This is a genomic window from Acuticoccus mangrovi (assembly GCF_016411865.1).
Classification (GTDB): Bacteria; Pseudomonadota; Alphaproteobacteria; order Rhizobiales; family Amorphaceae; genus Acuticoccus; species Acuticoccus mangrovi.
Window position 1 is genome coordinate 48,919 of sequence record NZ_JAEKJA010000006.1, and the last position, 15,713, is coordinate 64,631.

Below are 15,713 nucleotides of genomic sequence, written 5' to 3' on the forward strand. Positions count from 1 at the left end.
GTGGCCGTGTTGACGACCTCTGAACGGCTGGAAGAGGCGCAAGAGGCGCTTCACCAGCTTCTGACGGGGACGCAAGCCGTCGCTGTTACCGACCAGAACGGCGAGCGGGTGGAGTATCGCCCCACGAACCGCGCCGCGCTGGAACGGTATGTGGCGGACCTCGAAGCCCAACTGGCGGGGGCGCACAAGCCCCCGCACACCATCCGATTCCAGACCTCGAAAGGACTCTGAAATGAAGAACTTCGTTCAAGCCGGTGAGAATATCACCGTGACCGCCGCCGCCGCTGCCACCAGCGGGGATAGCGTGAAAATCGGCAGCCTGTTCGGCATCGCGGCGGGTGACGCCGAAACCGGGGACCCGCTGGTACTGGTGACGGCGGGCATCTTCGACATGCCCAAGGTGGCCGCCGACGACATCACCCTGGGCGCTGCCGTCTACTGGCGCTCCAGCGACGGGCTGGTGACGACGACGGCGAGCGGGAACACGAAAGTCGGCGTGGCCGTCACCGCCGCCGGCAATGGCGCGGCGAGCGTCCGCGTCCGCCTGAACGGCGCGTTCTGACGCGTCCCCCTTGGGCGTGGCCGATCATACCCAAAACCGGGAACTGGCAGTCCTACCGCCCACGAAGCGGGGGCTGTCGCGTGTCCTGGCGGCCGGTTACATCGACGTGAGCCCGACCAAATTCGATCAAATGGTGGCTGATGGGCGAATGCCCAAGCCGAAGAGGATCGATGGACGGAAAGTCTGGGACGTGCGCGCTCTGGACCGATGCTTCGAAGCCTTGCCCAGCGACGGGGACGTGAACCACAATCCCTGGGACGAATGACGATGACCAGGGACGCCATGAAGATACGCTTGAAATACGTTGTGGAGGACGTGGACCGCCACGGCAATGTCCGCCTCTATTTCCGCCGAAATGGCAAGAAAATCAGGCTTCCCAGCCCTATAGGCTCCCCGGAATTTCTTGCCGCCTACAAGACCGCATTTGCGGGCGAATCGAAGGCCAAGTCCGCGCCCAAGGTGGGGCAGGTCATTCCCGGTTCGGTGCGGTTCCTTTACGCGGAATACTACAAATCGGCCATGTTTCGGGAACTCGACCCCCGGACTCAGAAGGTCCGCCGGGGCATTCTGGACCGCTTCTGTCAGCACAAGAACGACGGGGACAAGCCCTTCGCTTTGCTCCAGCCGAAGCACATCCGGGCGCGGCGCGACGAAATGATGGACCGCCCCGAAGCCGCGAACGGCATGGTGAAGGCGCTTCGCCAACTCTACAAATTCGCCGTCCGCTATGATCTTCACGACCGGAACCCGGCAACCGAAATCGAATATCTCAGCCCAAAGAACGCCGACGGATTCCATTCTTGGACCTTGGCCGAAATCGAGAAATTCGAAGAAACGCACCCGGTGGGGACCATGGCGCGGCTCGCGCTCGCTCTGGCGCTCTACACGGGCCAGCGGCGTTCCGATCTAGTGCAGCTTGGCAAACAGCACGTCCGCGACGGGTGGCTGGTCTTCACCCAACACAAGAACCGGAACCGCTCGCCTGTCCGTCAGGAAATTCCCATTGTGCAGGACCTTCAGCGGATCATCGACGCCAGCCCTACCGGGGACCTGACGTTCCTGGTCACGGCGTTCAATCGGCCCTTCACGTCGAACGGTTTCGGCAACCGCTTCCGCAAATGGTGCGACGAAGCGGGCTTGCCCCAATGCTCAGTCCACGGACTCCGCAAGGCCGCCGCCGCGCGGCTCGCAGAAATGGGCTGCACCGAATTCGAGATCATGGCGATAACGGGTCATCGGACTTCGAAGGAAGTCACCCGATACACTCGCGCCGCCAGCCAGAAGACCCGCGCGGAAAGCGCCTTGAAGCGCATGACGGCGGAACGGAAGTAGGACAAAAGTGTCCCACTTTTCGAAGTGTTGGCAGACGGTGGGACAAAACCGCCACCTAAGCCCCTGAAAACACTGAGGTAGGAAAATGAATGGTGCCCAGGGGCGGGATCGAACCACCGACACTGCGATTTTCAGTCGCATGCTCTACCAACTGAGCTACCTGGGCGACGCGCCGAGGGGCGTCGAGGCCGGGTTTATAAGGGGCATGGGCGGGGCTGTCCAGCACCGTCGTGCCGCTTTTCTGACGCGCCCCCGTATGCCGCTGCGCCGGCTCGACGCTCAGGACGCCAGCGCCGGCACCAGCGCGCCTCGGCCGGCCTCGCCGCCGCCACGTTCGGCGACGATCGCCTCGATCTTCTGACGCATGGCGGCGTTGCGCTCCAGAAGCGTGCGGAAGGCCCGGCCCTGCAGCACCAGAAGCTCGCCGTAGCCGAGCATCGTCACGTGGGCGCTGCGCGGGGCGCCGGAGAAGGCCGCGAGCTCGCCTACGCACACCCCACGGCCGAGCGGGATGCGCTGGTTGCCCGTGTCGACCTCGACCGCGCCGGAGGCGACGAAGAACACCGTGTCGCCGAGGTCGCCGCGGCGGATGATGCGCTCGCCGGGCACCACGAAGCGCGTCCGCAGCACGCGGGCGATCTCGGCGAGCTCGCTGTCGGAGAGATCGGCGAAGATCGGCAAACCCGCGAGCAGGGTCCGCTTGTCGATGCCGAGATCGAGCTTCAGCGCGCCGGCGAAGCGCCGGCTCGCGGCGGCAAGATGCGCGTCGAGGGCCGTCGAGATCTCGGCGCCGATCAAGCCCTCCTCGCGCAGCATGCGGTACTCGTGCTCCTCGGCCCGTAGTGCGACGCGCTCCAGGAAGCGCTGCTCCATGGCGGCGGCGTAGCGCGGATATTGGAGGGAGAGGGCGTCGAGAGCGTTGCGGACGGCGCGGCTGCGCCGGTCGAGGATCCGCCGGCACACCGTCGCGACGCGACGGCCGAGCACGGGGGCGATGCGGTCCTCGCAGAAGGGGCGGAGCTCGTTGAGCACGATCCGCCGCACCAGCAGCCGCTCGAAGCGCTCCGCGAGCACCGTCGAGAGCGGTCCACGCAGGCCGAGGATGCGCTGGAGGCGAAGGGCGAGGCGGAAGTCGGCGGAAAAGCCCAGCGTGCGGGCGGACGAGCGCAGATAGCCCGATCGTCCCGACTGGCGGGCCGCCTCGCGGATGCGCTGGGCCTCGCGGTTGAGGATCTCGGCGACGCGGGGCGTGACGAAGCCGTTCTCGCCGTGCCGGGTGAGGGCGGCGCGCTCGGCCTGGGCGAGTACCACGAGGGCGAGCGCCAGGCGCTGGCGCGCCGATACCGGCACGGCGCCGTCGCTGGTGGCCGCCTCGTCGTATGCGGCGAGCGCCTCGTCGACCACCGGGGCGGCGATGCCGTAGCTCGTGGCGGCGGAGGCGACGGTGGCGCGGGCGGTGTTGGTCGCGAGCGCGCGGGCACCCTCGCCGAGGCTGCGGTCGAACGGGCTGAGGCGGTGGAGGCCGAGGAGGCGGGTGAGCCCGCGCAGCGTCAGCCCGTTGACGAGGATGGTGAAGAGGGTGAAGGCGGTGGCGAGCACCGCGATATATTCCTGCGCGTCGGCCGGGATCGTGGCGTGTTCGGTGACCGAGAGGGCGAGGACGAGGGTCAGTGCCCCGCGCAGTCCGCCCCACCACAGCAGCGTCTTCGCCCGGTTGGAGATGCGCTGGGCGAGCGCCGCCTTCTGGAGAAGCGGCAGAAAGCCCCACAGGACGAGCGCCCGCGCTCCGAACGCCGCGACCACGAGGACGACGACGGCGAGCGCCATCGTCGCGTCGAAGCGGGTGAGGAGGGTCGGCACCAGGAAGGCGGCGAGCACGAACACCAGCGAGTTGGACCAGAAGGCGAGCTGCTCCCAGATGTCCTTCACGTGCCGCCAGGTGGCGGGGGCGCGGCCCGACTGCCCGCGCTCCGCCGTGACGAGGCCGGCCGTCACCACCGCCATCGCGCCGGAGATGCCGAGGAGCTGCTCGCAGGCGATGTAGCTGAGATAGGCGAGGGCGAGGCTGATCGACATCGTCGCCGCCGGATGGTGGCGGGTGAGGGCGGACAGCATCGAGCCGACCACGCCCATCGCGAAGCCCGCCGCGATGCCGCCGAGCCCGGTGAGGAGGAACACCACGATGCCGTCGGTGAAGCTCACCGTGCCGGTGGAGGCGGCGGTGACGAGGATGGTGAAGAGGGCGATGGCGGCGGCGTCGTTGAGGAGGCTCTCTCCCTCCACGATGCGCACGAGGCGGGCCGGGGCGCCGACGTCGCGGAAGATCGACAGGACGGCGAGCGGATCGGTGGTGGAGACGATCGCGCCGAGGAGCAGGCAGACGACGAGCGGCTGGGCCCCGAGCGGGGCGAGGGCGAAGCCGACGGCGAAGGTGGATACGCACACCGCGACGACCGCGAGGAGGAAGATCGCGGCCGCGTCGTCGAGCATGCGCCGCGCATCGATGCGCAGGGCCGCGTCGAAGAGCAGCGGCGGCAGCAGGATGAGCGTTATCGTGTCGGCCGAGAGCGGCAGATCGCGGAACAGCAGCGCGACGGGGGCGAGGGCGCCCACCTCGTCGCCGAAGGTGGCGAAGGTGCCGAGAAGCATGCCGAGCCCGGCGAGCATCACCGACTGGGGCAAGGCGAGGCGGCTTGCGGTCGCCTCGGTGACCGCAATGAACACGACGAGGATGGCGAGTGCCGCAAGCACCAGTGAGAGGGTCATGGCCGTCTCTTGCCGCAAAGGACGCCGGCCCGCAAAGGGACTTGAGGGGGGCTGGCGAAATAGCGCACTTTTCACATGGCCCCTCTTGCAATTCGGGGTCCGCCAATGCATATCCGGCCTGCCCAATTTCGCACGTGCCTGTGGTCGCGTGCCGGTCACACCGAGCGGTCGGGAGGGATCCTCAGTCCGCAAAGTGGGGCATGACCGGTCTTCCGGATTGAACCGGACCCTGCGTCGGAAGGTTGGCGGTGAGGAGCCGCCGGTTTCACCGAGCGCAGCGCGACTTGAAGCAACGACGTAGAGGGCTTCCTTGGTCTCTTCCGGCTGTCCAAAAGCCGGGGTCACTGAAGAGGCGACTACATCCTTGCCAGGCGTGCGGTTCGGGCCGCAGCCGTCCCCGCGATCGGGCACGGCTCCCCCCAGACCAAAGCGCTAGCATCACGGGACGCGAGGCTTCGTGCCGACCGTCCAATCGCCCCGCCGTTCGGCTATCCGAGCGCGCGGATCGTGTGACGCGAAGCGTCCCCGCCAGAACCGCGGGGGCCATCGGAACGGAAGACGACGGTGCACGCCTCCAACGCGCGCCCGACGAACGCCGCGCCGACGCCGTAACTTTGACTTTGGGGTTACTGCGATGACCGACCGCATCCTCGACTTTCTCCGACGCACCCGTCCCGAAGGCCCCTGCCTCGTCGTGGACCTCGACGTGGTGCGCGACAACTATCTCGCCTTCGAGCGGGCGATGCCGGACAGCCGCATCTTCTATGCGGTGAAGGCGAATCCCGCGCCGGAGATCCTCCATCTCCTCGCCGGGCTCGGCTCCAACTTCGACTGCGCCTCGGTGCAGGAAGTCGACATGGCGCTTGTCGCCGGCGCCTCGCCCGACCGCATCTCCTTCGGCAACACGATTAAGAAGGAGCGCGACATCGCCGCCGCCTTCGCGCGGGGCGTGCGCCTCTTCGCGGTCGACTGCGAGGCCGAGGTCGACAAGGTCGCCCGCCAGGCGCCCGGCGCCCGGGTGTTCTGCCGCATCCTGTGCGAAGGCGAGGGCGCCGAGTGGGCCCTCTCGCGCAAGTTCGGCTGCGACCCGGCGATGGCCGTCGACGTGCTCGATCATGCCCATCGGGCCGGCCTCGTGGCCTACGGCGTGTCCTTCCACGTGGGCTCGCAGCAGAAGAACCCGCACGCCTGGGACGCGGCGCTCGCCTCGGCGGCGGAGATCTTCCGCATCCTCTCCGACCGCGGCATCGAGCTGAAGATGGTCAACCTCGGCGGCGGTTTCGCCACGCGCTACCTGGAGGCGATCCCGGGCGAGGGCGAGTACGGCCAGGCGATCAACGACGCGATCCGCAGCCACTTCGGCAACCGTCTGCCGGAGACCATCATCGAGCCGGGCCGCGGCATGGTGGGTAACGCCGGCGTGATCAAGTCCGAGGTCATCCTGATCTCGCAGAAGGCCGAGGGCGACATCCGCTGGGTGTACCTCGACATCGGCAAGTTCAACGGCCTCGCCGAGACGATGGACGAGGCGATCCGCTACCCGATCCTGTCGCATCGGGACGGGGAGGCGACGCCGTGCGTGCTCGCGGGCCCGACCTGCGATTCGGTCGACGTGATGTACGAGAAGAAGCCCTATCCGCTGCCGGTGAACCTCGAGATCGGCGACGAGCTCCTGATCGCCGGCACCGGGGCCTACACGACGACCTATTCGTCCATCGCCTTCAACGGCTTCCCGCCGCTGCAGTCGTACGTGATCTGAACTCTGGTCGGCGCGGTCGGTCACCGCCCTTTCGCCGGGCTGCTCGTGGGAGCGGCCCGGCTTTTCTGCGTTGGGCGCCCGCCTTTTCGGCCCGCAGCGGCGCTCCGGTCGCGCTGACGTGAGACGGTTCCCTTCCCGACTCGGGCTCGCAAGGCGCGGCCCGACGGGCTCGCCCGCCGAACCCCCGACGGATCGTCGCTCCGCCGCGTTGGCGGTTGGCAGGGCGGGCCCGCGCCCTGTAGAGCGGGACGAGCCGGTGGCAAGGAGGACCGTCATGAAGCGCGGTGGGATGACCGCCGCGATCGTCGTCTCCGTGCTGTTGCACGTGGTGCTGGTGGTAGCGGTCCTATGGGAGGGTGACGCCGTTCCGCAGACGCCGGAGGTGGAGCCCGTCCCGATCGAGATCGTGGAGCTTCCGCCGGAGGACGGCGAAGAGGGCGAGGAGGCCCCGCCTCCCGCGCCCGCGTCGGCGCCCGAGGGTGAGGAAGCGGAGACCGAGACAGGTCAGGCAGGCGCGCCCGCCGGTCTCCCCGACACCATGGCGCCGGCGAGTCCCGTCCGGTTCGACCTCGGCACCCCCAACGCGCTCGAAGGGAGCGACGCGGCGGGCCCGGAGGGTGGCGCCACCGAGAGCGACGCCGACACGCCCCCGACCGACACGCCCCCGACCGACACGGCCGCAACCCCCGAAGCGACGGCGGCGCCGGCGGAGAGCGAAACCACCAGCGAGGCGGCGCACGATCGGGAAACGGACGAGCCCGCGTCCGACGACGCCGCGAGCGAGACGGAGGCGGCCGAGGGCGCCCCGAGCGAGACGGACGAGCCGATGCCGCTCGCCGCGCTCGACCCCGAGGCCTCGAGTTGGGACGGCCCCACCAGCGGCACGGCGACGGAGCCGCTTCAGGATCCGGCCGAGCATTCCCCGGCGGCGGACGAGCCGTCCGACGACACCGAGCCCCTCTCGGAGCGGACGCCACCCGACGAGACCGTTGCCGAGACCGTGGTCGTGCCGATGCCCAACCCGCAGCGTCAGGCGGCGGTGGAGGGAACGGCGTCGGAAAGCGGCGAGAGCGATGGGGCGTCCGAAGCGGCCCAGGTCGCCTACACGGAGGCCGTGCGCCGTGCCATTGCGCCGGGCTTCTTCAGCGCCATGCGCACCGTCAGCGGCTCGGGGGTGGTGGTGATCGAGGTGGCGATCGAGCGCAGCGGTCGCGTTCAGTCGGCGGAGCTGATGCAGAGCTCCGGCAGTCCGGCCCTCGACGCGGCGTCGCTGAAGGCGGCGCGGGAAGCGCCCTATCCGCCGCTTCCCCCGGCGGTTGTGCAGGATCCCTTGCGGGTCCTCATCCCGCTGCGCGCGCGCTGAGGCGGACGGCAAGTCCCGCGCGGCATCGGCTCGTCCGTCTCGCTCCGGGCGCCCTCGCTCCGGGCGCCCACGAGCGACGGCCCGTTCAGGCGGCCTTGCGCACGAAGGACAGAAAGCTCTGGGCGCGGGTGCCGAGCTCGCGGCCGGCCCGGTCGAGATCGTCGGTGACGCGGCTCACCTCGCCCGCGGCCTCGCCGGTCTTGCCCGAGGCGGTGTTGACGTTCTGCGACAGGCGCTGCACGCGGCTCGCGCTCTCGGCGACGTTGTGGACGGTGCGGGCGATCTCGTCCGTCGTCACCTGTTGCTCGTTGACGGCGGCGGCGACGGCGGTGCTCACCTCGTCGACGTTGCGGATGGCGACCTGCACGTTCTCCACCGCCTTCAGCAGGCTGTGCCCGGCGGCGTTGACGCGCGCCACCTCCGTCGAGATCTCGGTGGTGGCGTTGGCGGCGCGTTCGGCGAGGTTCTTCACCTCGCTCGCCACCACGGCGAAGCCCTTGCCGGCCTCGCCGGCGCGGCTCGCCTCGATGGTGGCGTTGAGGGCGAGAAGGTTCGTCTGCGCCGCGACGTCGGCGATGAGGCTCACGACGTCGGAGATCCGCTGTCCCGCCTCCTCCAGCGCCCGCGCCGAGGCGGAGGCGCCTTCGGTCGCCGATGCCGCCTCGCGCGCCATCGCGGCGTTGACGCTGATGCGCTCGGCCACCTCGGCGAACGAGCCGTTGAGCTCTTCGACCGCGGAGGCGACCGTCTGCACCGCTTCGGAGGTCTGGGTGGCGACCTGGGCCGCTTCGCCGCTGTCGAGCGTGCCGGAGTTCGCCGCTTCCTCCAGCGCCGCCGTGCGTGCCTTCAGGGTGTCGAGGGATTCCTCCACGTTGCGCAGCAGCGAGGCGACGTCGGTCTCGAACTGGGTGGCCGTGCGCTCCTGCTGGGTGGCGGGGATCACGGTGAGCTTGGGGCCGGCATAGGTGCCGTCGCGGTTGGTGAGGGCGGAGAGGCGGAAGATCGCCACCTCCTCGCCGATGCGGAACTGCTCCACGTGGGGAAGCTGTCGCGGGTCGCGGGCGATGCGCTCGATCTCGGCGCCGCGCGGGTGGACGGCGCTGAGGCGGGCGCCGCGGATCTCGGCCGGCAGCTTGGGGTCCTGCCGGCGCAGGTCGGCGAACACCTTGCCGGCCGAGGGGTTCATGTAGTCGATGCGCAGCTCGTCGTCGGCGGATGCCGTCAGCACCGCCTGGCTCGACTGCTCGATCATCTGCGCCTGACGGAAGGCCCGCTCGGCGGTGACGGCGAGCTTGCCGAGCGCGGCCTGCATCCGCCCCACCTCGTCCTGACGGTTGACCGTGATGTCCACGACCTCGCCGTTCGACAGGGCGGTGATCTGGTCCGCCGCGGTGCCGAGGGGGCGAAGCAGCACGTAGGAAATGGCGCAGGCGGCGAGCGTCGCGAGCAGGATCAGCACGGCGTTCATCAGCACCAGGCCGATGGCGGTCTCGTTGTAGCGGGCGCTCAGCCCGGTGTCGCGCACGCCGACATAGAGGATGCCGGCGACGCCGGCGGCGTTCTTGGGCACGCTCGCCGAGGAGCTGAAGATCGGCAGATAGAGCGTCTGGTAGGAGGTGCCGAGAATGACGGCGGTGCCGAGATAGGGCTTTCCGCTCTGGATGGGGGCGTAGGCGGCGCTGGCGCTGCCGAGCACGGTCCCGACCGCGCGCTGGCCGTCGGGCTTGATGATGTTGGTGGTGCGGCGGACGAAGTCGTTCTGGGCCGGATCGTAGGCGAAGATGGTGGCGGTCTGGCGGGTCAGCTTGCCGATATAGTCGATGAACGAATGATCGGGCTCCGACTTGCTCGCGAGAGCCGGCCACATGGTGACGGTGAGGCGGGAGATGCCGCCGCTCTTGTTCTCCTGGAAGCTGACGCCCTCCACCTCGCCGGCGAGGAGGTTGGCGGCGACGCGCAGATTCTCCCGTTGCATGGCGAGGATCTGATCGGTCATCGTGGCGCGCATTTCGAACAGCGCGAACAGCGTGACCAACACGCCCATCGTGACCATCGCCACCGTCGTCACGGTGACAAGTTTCACCCAGAGGGGCAAACGACTCACAATCGCCATTGCACTCACCGCAGCTTCGAGGAACGGACCGCCCGGTGAGCTATGCGCGAGACTGCTTTGGTCAGCCTTGCCGGCCTAGTTGTAGGGCTCGGCGACCACGTCCTCGAGCTGATAGCCGACGTCGGCGAGGATGGTGGCGACGGGCTTTGCCCGCAGCGTGCCGGTGACCCACACGGGGGCGAACATGTTCGGCGTGGTCGCCGCCTTCTCCACGTAGACGATCTGGTTGGGCGGCGGCGGCGGAACGTGGATGCAGGCGCCGAGCTCCGGCACGAGCAGGAACGACGTCTCCTCCGGGCCGAAGCCCACCGGCGTGGTGTAGCCGGCAAGGCGCACGCGCTTGCCGTCGAGGTCGGGGCGGATGCCGCCGACATTCGCCTGCAGGGCGCGCATGTCGGCGATGTCGAGGAAGAAGTTCGAGATGTCCTCCGCCGTGGAGCCGTCGGGGAAGAGGTCCTTGCCGGGCGTGCCGAGGCGATCCTTGCCGCCATCGTCGATGGTGAGGGTGCCGTCGGTCCAGAGATCCTGCCAGGTGAGGTCGGTGGCGCCCGCGCGTAGTGGCGGCAGCGTCTTCGGCCGGGGCATCTCGTAGCGGATCAGCTGATGCGGTCCGGCGGCGTCGGAGACGGGCGCGAGGTCGCCACCGTCGGTCGGCGCGGGGACTTCGCTGATCTGCGCCTGGCCGCCGGCCCCGCGGCCCGACAGCCCCGTCGGCGGCGACCACAGCGCCAGCACCACGACGACGATGGCGACCACCGCTGCCGCCGCCATCGCGGACCTCAGTAGGAAGGCACCCATCGCCGTCTCCCGAACATCGAACTGGTGGGGCGGCGGCCCGCACCCACCCGATATAGGCCCATGCCGGCCGCCGTGCAGCGCCTCGGTTGTCGCGGGTGGCGCGTCTCGGCGCGGCGTCAGGCGCCGTCGATGGGCTCCACGCCGCACCAATCGGCGATGAAGAGGGCGATGGCGCCGGTGACCCGCTGCAGCGAGGACAGGCTCACGCGCTCGTCGAAGCCGTGGATATTCTCCGTCAGCGGACCGTATACCAGGCAGGGGATGCCCTGGTAGATCACGAACACGCGACCGTCGAGATAGCCGGCGGTGACGAAGGATTCGAGCGCCTTGCCGTGCGCCGTCCGGTGGGCTTTGGCGAGCGTCTCCTCCGCCGCCGTGCCCTCCTCGAGCACATATCCCTCGGCGTAGAAGCCGTTCCACACGATCTTCGGCGGCGAGTTGGACAGGAACGGGTCGTCCCGCGCGGCCGCGGCGATCGCGGCCTCGATCTCGCGGGCGGCCTCCGCCGCAGGGGTGCCGGGATAGATTGCGATGCGGCAGTCGATGGCGCACCAGGCGGGCACGGAGGAGGCCCAGTCGCCGCCCTCGATCTTGCCGACATTGAAGTTGATCGGATGGTCGAGGTCGCCGAAATGGCGGTGGGAGAAGCGGCGGGCGTTCCACTCCGCCTCGAGCTTGCGCAGGGCGGCGATGACCCGGTAGGTCGCCTCGATGGCGTTCGCCCCGGTCCCCGCCTCGCGCACGTGGACGGGCTTGCCCGACACCTCGACGCGGAACCAGATGACGCCGGTGTTGGCGCGCACCAGCATGTCGTCCTCGGGCTCGGGGATGATCGCCGCGTCGGCCTCGAAGCCGCGCGCCATGCAGGCGAGGGCGCCGTTGCCGGTGCACTCCTCCTCGCTGACGGCCTGGAGGTAGACGGTCGCCGCCGGTTGCAGGCCGAGCCGCCGCAGCGCGTCGAGCGCGGCGATGTTGGCTGAGAGGCCGGCCTTCATGTCGCCGGCGCCGCGGCCATAGAGCCAGTCGCCGTCGCGGCGGGCCGAGTAGGGCGGGTCGGTCCACATCTCCACGGGACCGGTGGGCACCACGTCCATGTGGCCGTTGAGGATCAGCGAGCGGCCCGTCTCCTGCCGCGGCCGATGGGTCGCGACCACGTTGACGACGTTGTCGTAGCTGATCGTCGTCGGCGAGAAGCCCGGGTGGTCGCGGATGAGGTCGAGATCGATCGGGAAGACCTCGGTCGCGTAGCCGCGGGCGCGGGTGGCGCGCGCGAAATAGTCCTGCGCCGGTGCCTCGTCGCCCCGCTGAGAGGGGATCTTCACGAGGTCCGAGAGGAAGGCGACCTGCTCCTCGAACCCGTCGGCGACCGCCTGGAGGATCGCCTCGTCGCTCGGCTTCATCGGGACTGTCCCATCGTTGTCATGCGCTTTCGAGGGCGCCGGTCCATGTCGCGCCGGGCACGGCGGCGAGGAGGCGCTTGGTGTAGTCGTCCTGCGGGTTGAGGAACACGTCGGCCACCTTGCCGATCTCTACGAGACGGCCCTTCTGCATCACCGCGATGCGGTCGCAGAGCTGGGCCGCCACACGCAGATCGTGGGTGATGAAGAGGATCGAGAGGCCGAAGCGGTCCTTGAGGTCGCGCAGCAGCTCCAGCACCTGCGCCTGGATCGAGACGTCGAGCGCGGAGACGGCCTCGTCGGCGATGATCAGCTCCGGGCGCATCGCGAGGGCGCGGGCGATGCCGATGCGCTGGCGCTGACCGCCGGAGAATTCGTGCGGGTAGCGGTCGGCGGCGGAGGCGTCGAGGCCCACGGTCTCGAGGAGGCGTCGGGCGTCGGCCATCGCCTCACGCCGGGGTGTGCCGGCGGCGATTGGCCCCTGGGCGATGGCGCGGGCGATCTTGGTGCGTGGGTTGAGCGAGGCGTAGGGGTCCTGGAACACCATCTGCGCCCGGCGGCGGGCGCGGCGCAGACCGGCGGCGTCGAGGCTCGTGATCTCCTCGCCGTCGATGGTGACGCTCCCCCCGTCCGGCTCGACGAGACGCACGAGGCAGCGCCCCACGGTGGACTTGCCGGAGCCCGATTCGCCCACGAGCCCCAGCACCTCGCCCTTGGCGATGGCGAAGGAGACGTCGTCGACGGCGTGCGTCACCCGCGGCTTGGCGAAGAGGCCGCCGCCGGTGGTGTAGGTTTTGCGCAGATGCTGAACCTCGAGCATCGGCGTGTCGCGCACCGCCCCGGCGGTGGGAACGACGTCGGACGGGACGGCGGCGAGGAGGCGCTTGGTGTAGTCGTGCTGCGGCGCGTTCAGCACCGTCTCGCGCTCGCCCTCCTCGACGATCTCGCCGTGGCGCATGACGATGACGCGCGTCGCGATCTCCGCCACCACGCCGAAGTCGTGGGTGATGAACATGACCGCCATGCCGTGGCGGTGCTGCAGGTTGCGGATGAGGTCGAGGATCTGCGCCTGGGTGGTGACGTCGAGGGCGGTGGTCGGCTCGTCGGCGATGAGGATCGAGGGCTCGAGCGCCAGCGCCATCGCGATCATCGCCCGCTGGCGCTGGCCGCCGGAGAGCTGGAAGGGGTAGGAGTGGACGATCGCGGCGGGGTCGGGAAGGCCGACCTCGGCGGCGAGCGCCACGGCCCGCTCCCGGCGTTCGCGCGGAGAGAGCTTGCCGTGCGCCTCGAACACCTCGGCGATCTGCTCGCCGATGCGCATCAGCGGGTTGAGCGCCGTCATCGGCTCCTGGAAGATCATGGCGATGCGGTCGCCTCGGATCGCCTGCTTCGCGCGCTCGGGCAGGGCAAGGAGGTCGCGCCCCTCGAACGTCGCGGTGCCGCGCTCCACCCGCACGAGGTCGGGCAGGAGACCCATGATGGCGTTGGCGGCCATCGACTTGCCGGACCCCGATTCGCCGACGACGCAGAGGATCTCGCCGGCCGCGAGGTCGAACGAGATGCCGTCGACGGCATAGGCGCGGTCGGCGCCCCGCGGCAGGCGGATCGCGAGGTCGCGGATCGCGAGCACGCTCATCGGCCCTTCCTCGCGAGGCGCGGGTTGAGCGCGTCGTTGAGCCCTTCGCCGATGAGGTTGAGGGCGAGCACGGTGACGAGGATCGCGACGCCCGGGAAGAAGGAGAGCCACCAGGCGGTGCGGATCACGGTGCGGGAGGCGCCGATCATGTAGCCCCAGCTCATGATGTTGGGATCGCCGAGGCCGAGGAAGGAGAGCGAGCTCTCGAGGAGGATCGCCGTCGCCACCATCAGCGAGGCCATGACGATGATGGGGCTCATCGCGTTGGGCAGGATCTGGCGCACGAGGATGTGGGCGTTGGAGAGGCCGGCGAGGCGCGAGGCCTCCACGAACTCCCGTCGCTTGAGGCTCATCACCTCGGCCCGCACCAGGCGGGCGACGGGCGGCCAGGAGACCACCGCGATCGCCGCCACGATGGAGGTGAGGGAGGGCTGGAAGATCGCCACCAGCACGATGGCGAGGGCGAAGGGGGGGATCGTCTGGAAGAATTCGGTGAAGCGCATCAAGGCGTCGTCGACGATGCCGCCGAAATAGCCGGCGGCGGCGCCGAGCGGCACGCCGATCGCCAGCGAGAAGAGGGTGGAGACGAGCCCCACGATGAGCGACACGCGCGCCCCGTGGGCGAGCCCGGAGGCGACGTCGCGGCCGAGCGTGTCGGTGCCGAGGGGCAGCCCCTCAACCTGGAAGGGGGCGAGGAAGGGGCGCTGCACCATCTTCCACGGGCTCTGCGGGAACATGACCGTGGCGAGGATCGCCACCGCGATCACCGCGAGGAGGATGAGGAGCCCGAGGAGGGCGCCCCGGTTGCGGGCGAAGCGGAACCAGAAGTCGAGGACGGGTCCGCGCGCGGCGGAGCGGGGGGCGTCGGCGGCAAGGCTCATGGCGCGGCTCCGATGCGGGGATCGACGATGGAGTAGATGACGTCGGTGAGGATGTTGAAGGCGATCACCAAGGCGGCGGAGATCAGAAGGATGCCGAGGAGGAGGTTGTAGTCGCGCTGGGCGAGGGCATCGAACATCAGCCGGCCGATGCCGGGCCAGGCGAACACCGTTTCGGTGAGCACCGCGCCGCCGACGAGCTGGCCCGCCTGGAGGCCGGCGAGCGTCACCACGGGCAGGAGGGCGTTGCGCAGCACGTGGCGGCGCTGGACGCGGCCGGGCGACAGGCCCTTCGCCTTCGCGGTCTTCACGAAGTCCATGCCCGACACCTCCAGCATCGAGGCGCGCGTCATGCGCATGTAGATGGCGGTGAAGAACAGGCCGAGGGTGAGGGCGGGCAGCACCAGATGGCGGGCGACGTCGAGGGCGTGGGCGAGGCCGGTGGCGTCGGAGCCGATCGTCTCGTAGCCGTAGCCCGGCAGCCAGCCGAGCTGCACCGAGAAGAGCAGCACCGCCATCAGCGCCAGCCAGTAGAGAGGCGTCGCGTAGAAGAGAAGGGCGAGGGAGGTGACGAGGCTGTCGGTCCACTTGCCCTGCCGCGCGGCGGCGACGACGCCCGAGACGACGCCAAGGGTCAGCGAGATGACGAAGGCGGTGAGGGTGAGGAGGAGGGTCGCCGGCAGCCGCTCCAGGATGAGGTCGAGAACCGGCGCCTGCTGACGGTAGGAGTAGCCGAGATTGAGTTGCAGAACGCCCTTCACATAGGTCCACAGCTGGACGAGGAAGGGCTGATCGAGGCCGAAGCGCTCGCGCAGCTGGGCGATGAACTTCTCGTCGGCGGCACCCGCCTCGCCCGCCATCACCGCGGCGGGATCGCCCGGCGCGGCATGGATCAGCAGGAAGTTGGCGATCACGATGAGGAGGAGCACCACGACCGCCTTGGCGAGCCGTGTCGCGATGAGACTGAGGATGCGCAAGGGCTGGCTCCCGGTCTGGTGTCGCCTCGGCCGCTGCAATCCGCATGCCCAGCCGCGCCGAGGGTGGCCCGCGGCTCGGGGTGGCGTCAACGCCCCCGCCCGCTCCGGCCCTGACAAGCCTCGCGCAAGCCC

Annotated in this window: 12 protein-coding genes and 1 tRNA gene; 5 read left to right on the forward strand and 8 right to left on the reverse strand. The window is 69.6% G+C overall.

Annotation, left to right across the window (positions count from 1 at the left end):
- From gpW to JCR33_RS08265, 3 genes are all read left to right on the forward strand, one after another.
- The gene (gene gpW / locus JCR33_RS08255; protein WP_198881578.1) at positions 1-231 is read left to right on the forward strand and encodes a gpW family head-tail joining protein; all 231 of its coding nucleotides are present in this window, start codon (positions 1-3) and stop codon (positions 229-231) included.
- A 1-nt stretch (position 232) separates the two neighbouring features.
- Positions 233-562 carry a DUF2190 family protein gene (locus JCR33_RS08260; RefSeq protein WP_198881579.1) on the forward strand — a complete coding sequence of 110 codons (330 nt, stop codon included), beginning with the start codon at positions 233-235 and terminating at the stop codon, positions 560-562.
- 267 nt (positions 563-829) lie between these two features.
- Positions 830-1,894 (forward strand): tyrosine-type recombinase/integrase, encoded by a 1,065-nt coding sequence (locus JCR33_RS08265; protein ID WP_198881580.1) that lies wholly within the window; start codon positions 830-832, stop codon positions 1,892-1,894.
- 90 nt (positions 1,895-1,984) lie between these two features.
- On the opposite strand, the gene JCR33_RS08270 is transcribed toward JCR33_RS08265, so the two are convergent.
- Positions 1,985-2,060 (reverse strand) — tRNA-Phe (locus JCR33_RS08270).
- A gap of 113 nt (positions 2,061-2,173) precedes the next feature.
- Positions 2,174-4,660: a cation:proton antiporter gene (locus JCR33_RS25280; protein WP_198881581.1), complete on the reverse strand. Its 2,487-nt coding sequence runs from the start codon at positions 4,658-4,660 to the stop codon at positions 2,174-2,176.
- A gap of 634 nt (positions 4,661-5,294) precedes the next feature.
- Between JCR33_RS25280 and JCR33_RS08280 the strand changes: the two genes are divergently transcribed.
- Positions 5,295-6,419: a type III PLP-dependent enzyme gene (locus JCR33_RS08280; protein ID WP_198881582.1), complete on the forward strand. Its 1,125-nt coding sequence runs from the start codon at positions 5,295-5,297 to the stop codon at positions 6,417-6,419.
- A 274-nt stretch (positions 6,420-6,693) separates the two neighbouring features.
- On the forward strand, positions 6,694-7,782 hold the full coding sequence (locus JCR33_RS08285; protein WP_198881583.1) for an energy transducer TonB: 1,089 nt from the start codon (positions 6,694-6,696) through the stop codon (positions 7,780-7,782).
- Between the two features lie 85 nt (positions 7,783-7,867).
- Here the strand turns inward: JCR33_RS08285 and JCR33_RS08290 are convergent, their stop codons facing one another.
- The 6 genes from JCR33_RS08290 to JCR33_RS08315 form a co-directional block, all read right to left on the reverse strand.
- Positions 7,868-9,865 carry a methyl-accepting chemotaxis protein gene (locus JCR33_RS08290; protein ID WP_211110159.1) on the reverse strand — a complete coding sequence of 666 codons (1,998 nt, stop codon included), beginning with the start codon at positions 9,863-9,865 and terminating at the stop codon, positions 7,868-7,870.
- Positions 9,866-9,970: 105 nt separating this feature from the next.
- Positions 9,971-10,693: a DUF3299 domain-containing protein gene (locus tag JCR33_RS08295; RefSeq protein ID WP_198881585.1), complete on the reverse strand. Its 723-nt coding sequence runs from the start codon at positions 10,691-10,693 to the stop codon at positions 9,971-9,973.
- A 116-nt stretch (positions 10,694-10,809) separates the two neighbouring features.
- On the reverse strand, positions 10,810-12,093 hold the full coding sequence (locus JCR33_RS08300) for an ArgE/DapE family deacylase (protein ID WP_198881586.1): 1,284 nt from the start codon (positions 12,091-12,093) through the stop codon (positions 10,810-10,812).
- 19 nt (positions 12,094-12,112) lie between these two features.
- On the reverse strand, positions 12,113-13,726 hold the full coding sequence (locus tag JCR33_RS08305) for an ABC transporter ATP-binding protein (RefSeq protein WP_198881587.1): 1,614 nt from the start codon (positions 13,724-13,726) through the stop codon (positions 12,113-12,115).
- Entirely contained in the window at positions 13,723-14,607 is an 885-nt protein-coding gene (locus JCR33_RS08310) for an ABC transporter permease (RefSeq protein ID WP_198881588.1), read from the reverse strand. Before JCR33_RS08310 ends, JCR33_RS08305 begins: the two co-directional genes overlap by 4 nt.
- A complete protein-coding gene (locus JCR33_RS08315) occupies positions 14,604-15,575 on the reverse strand; it encodes an ABC transporter permease (protein ID WP_332461152.1) in 972 nt (323 codons plus the stop codon). The genes JCR33_RS08310 and JCR33_RS08315 overlap by 4 nt, the downstream gene beginning before the upstream one ends.
- Between the last annotated feature and the right edge of the window lie 138 nt (positions 15,576-15,713).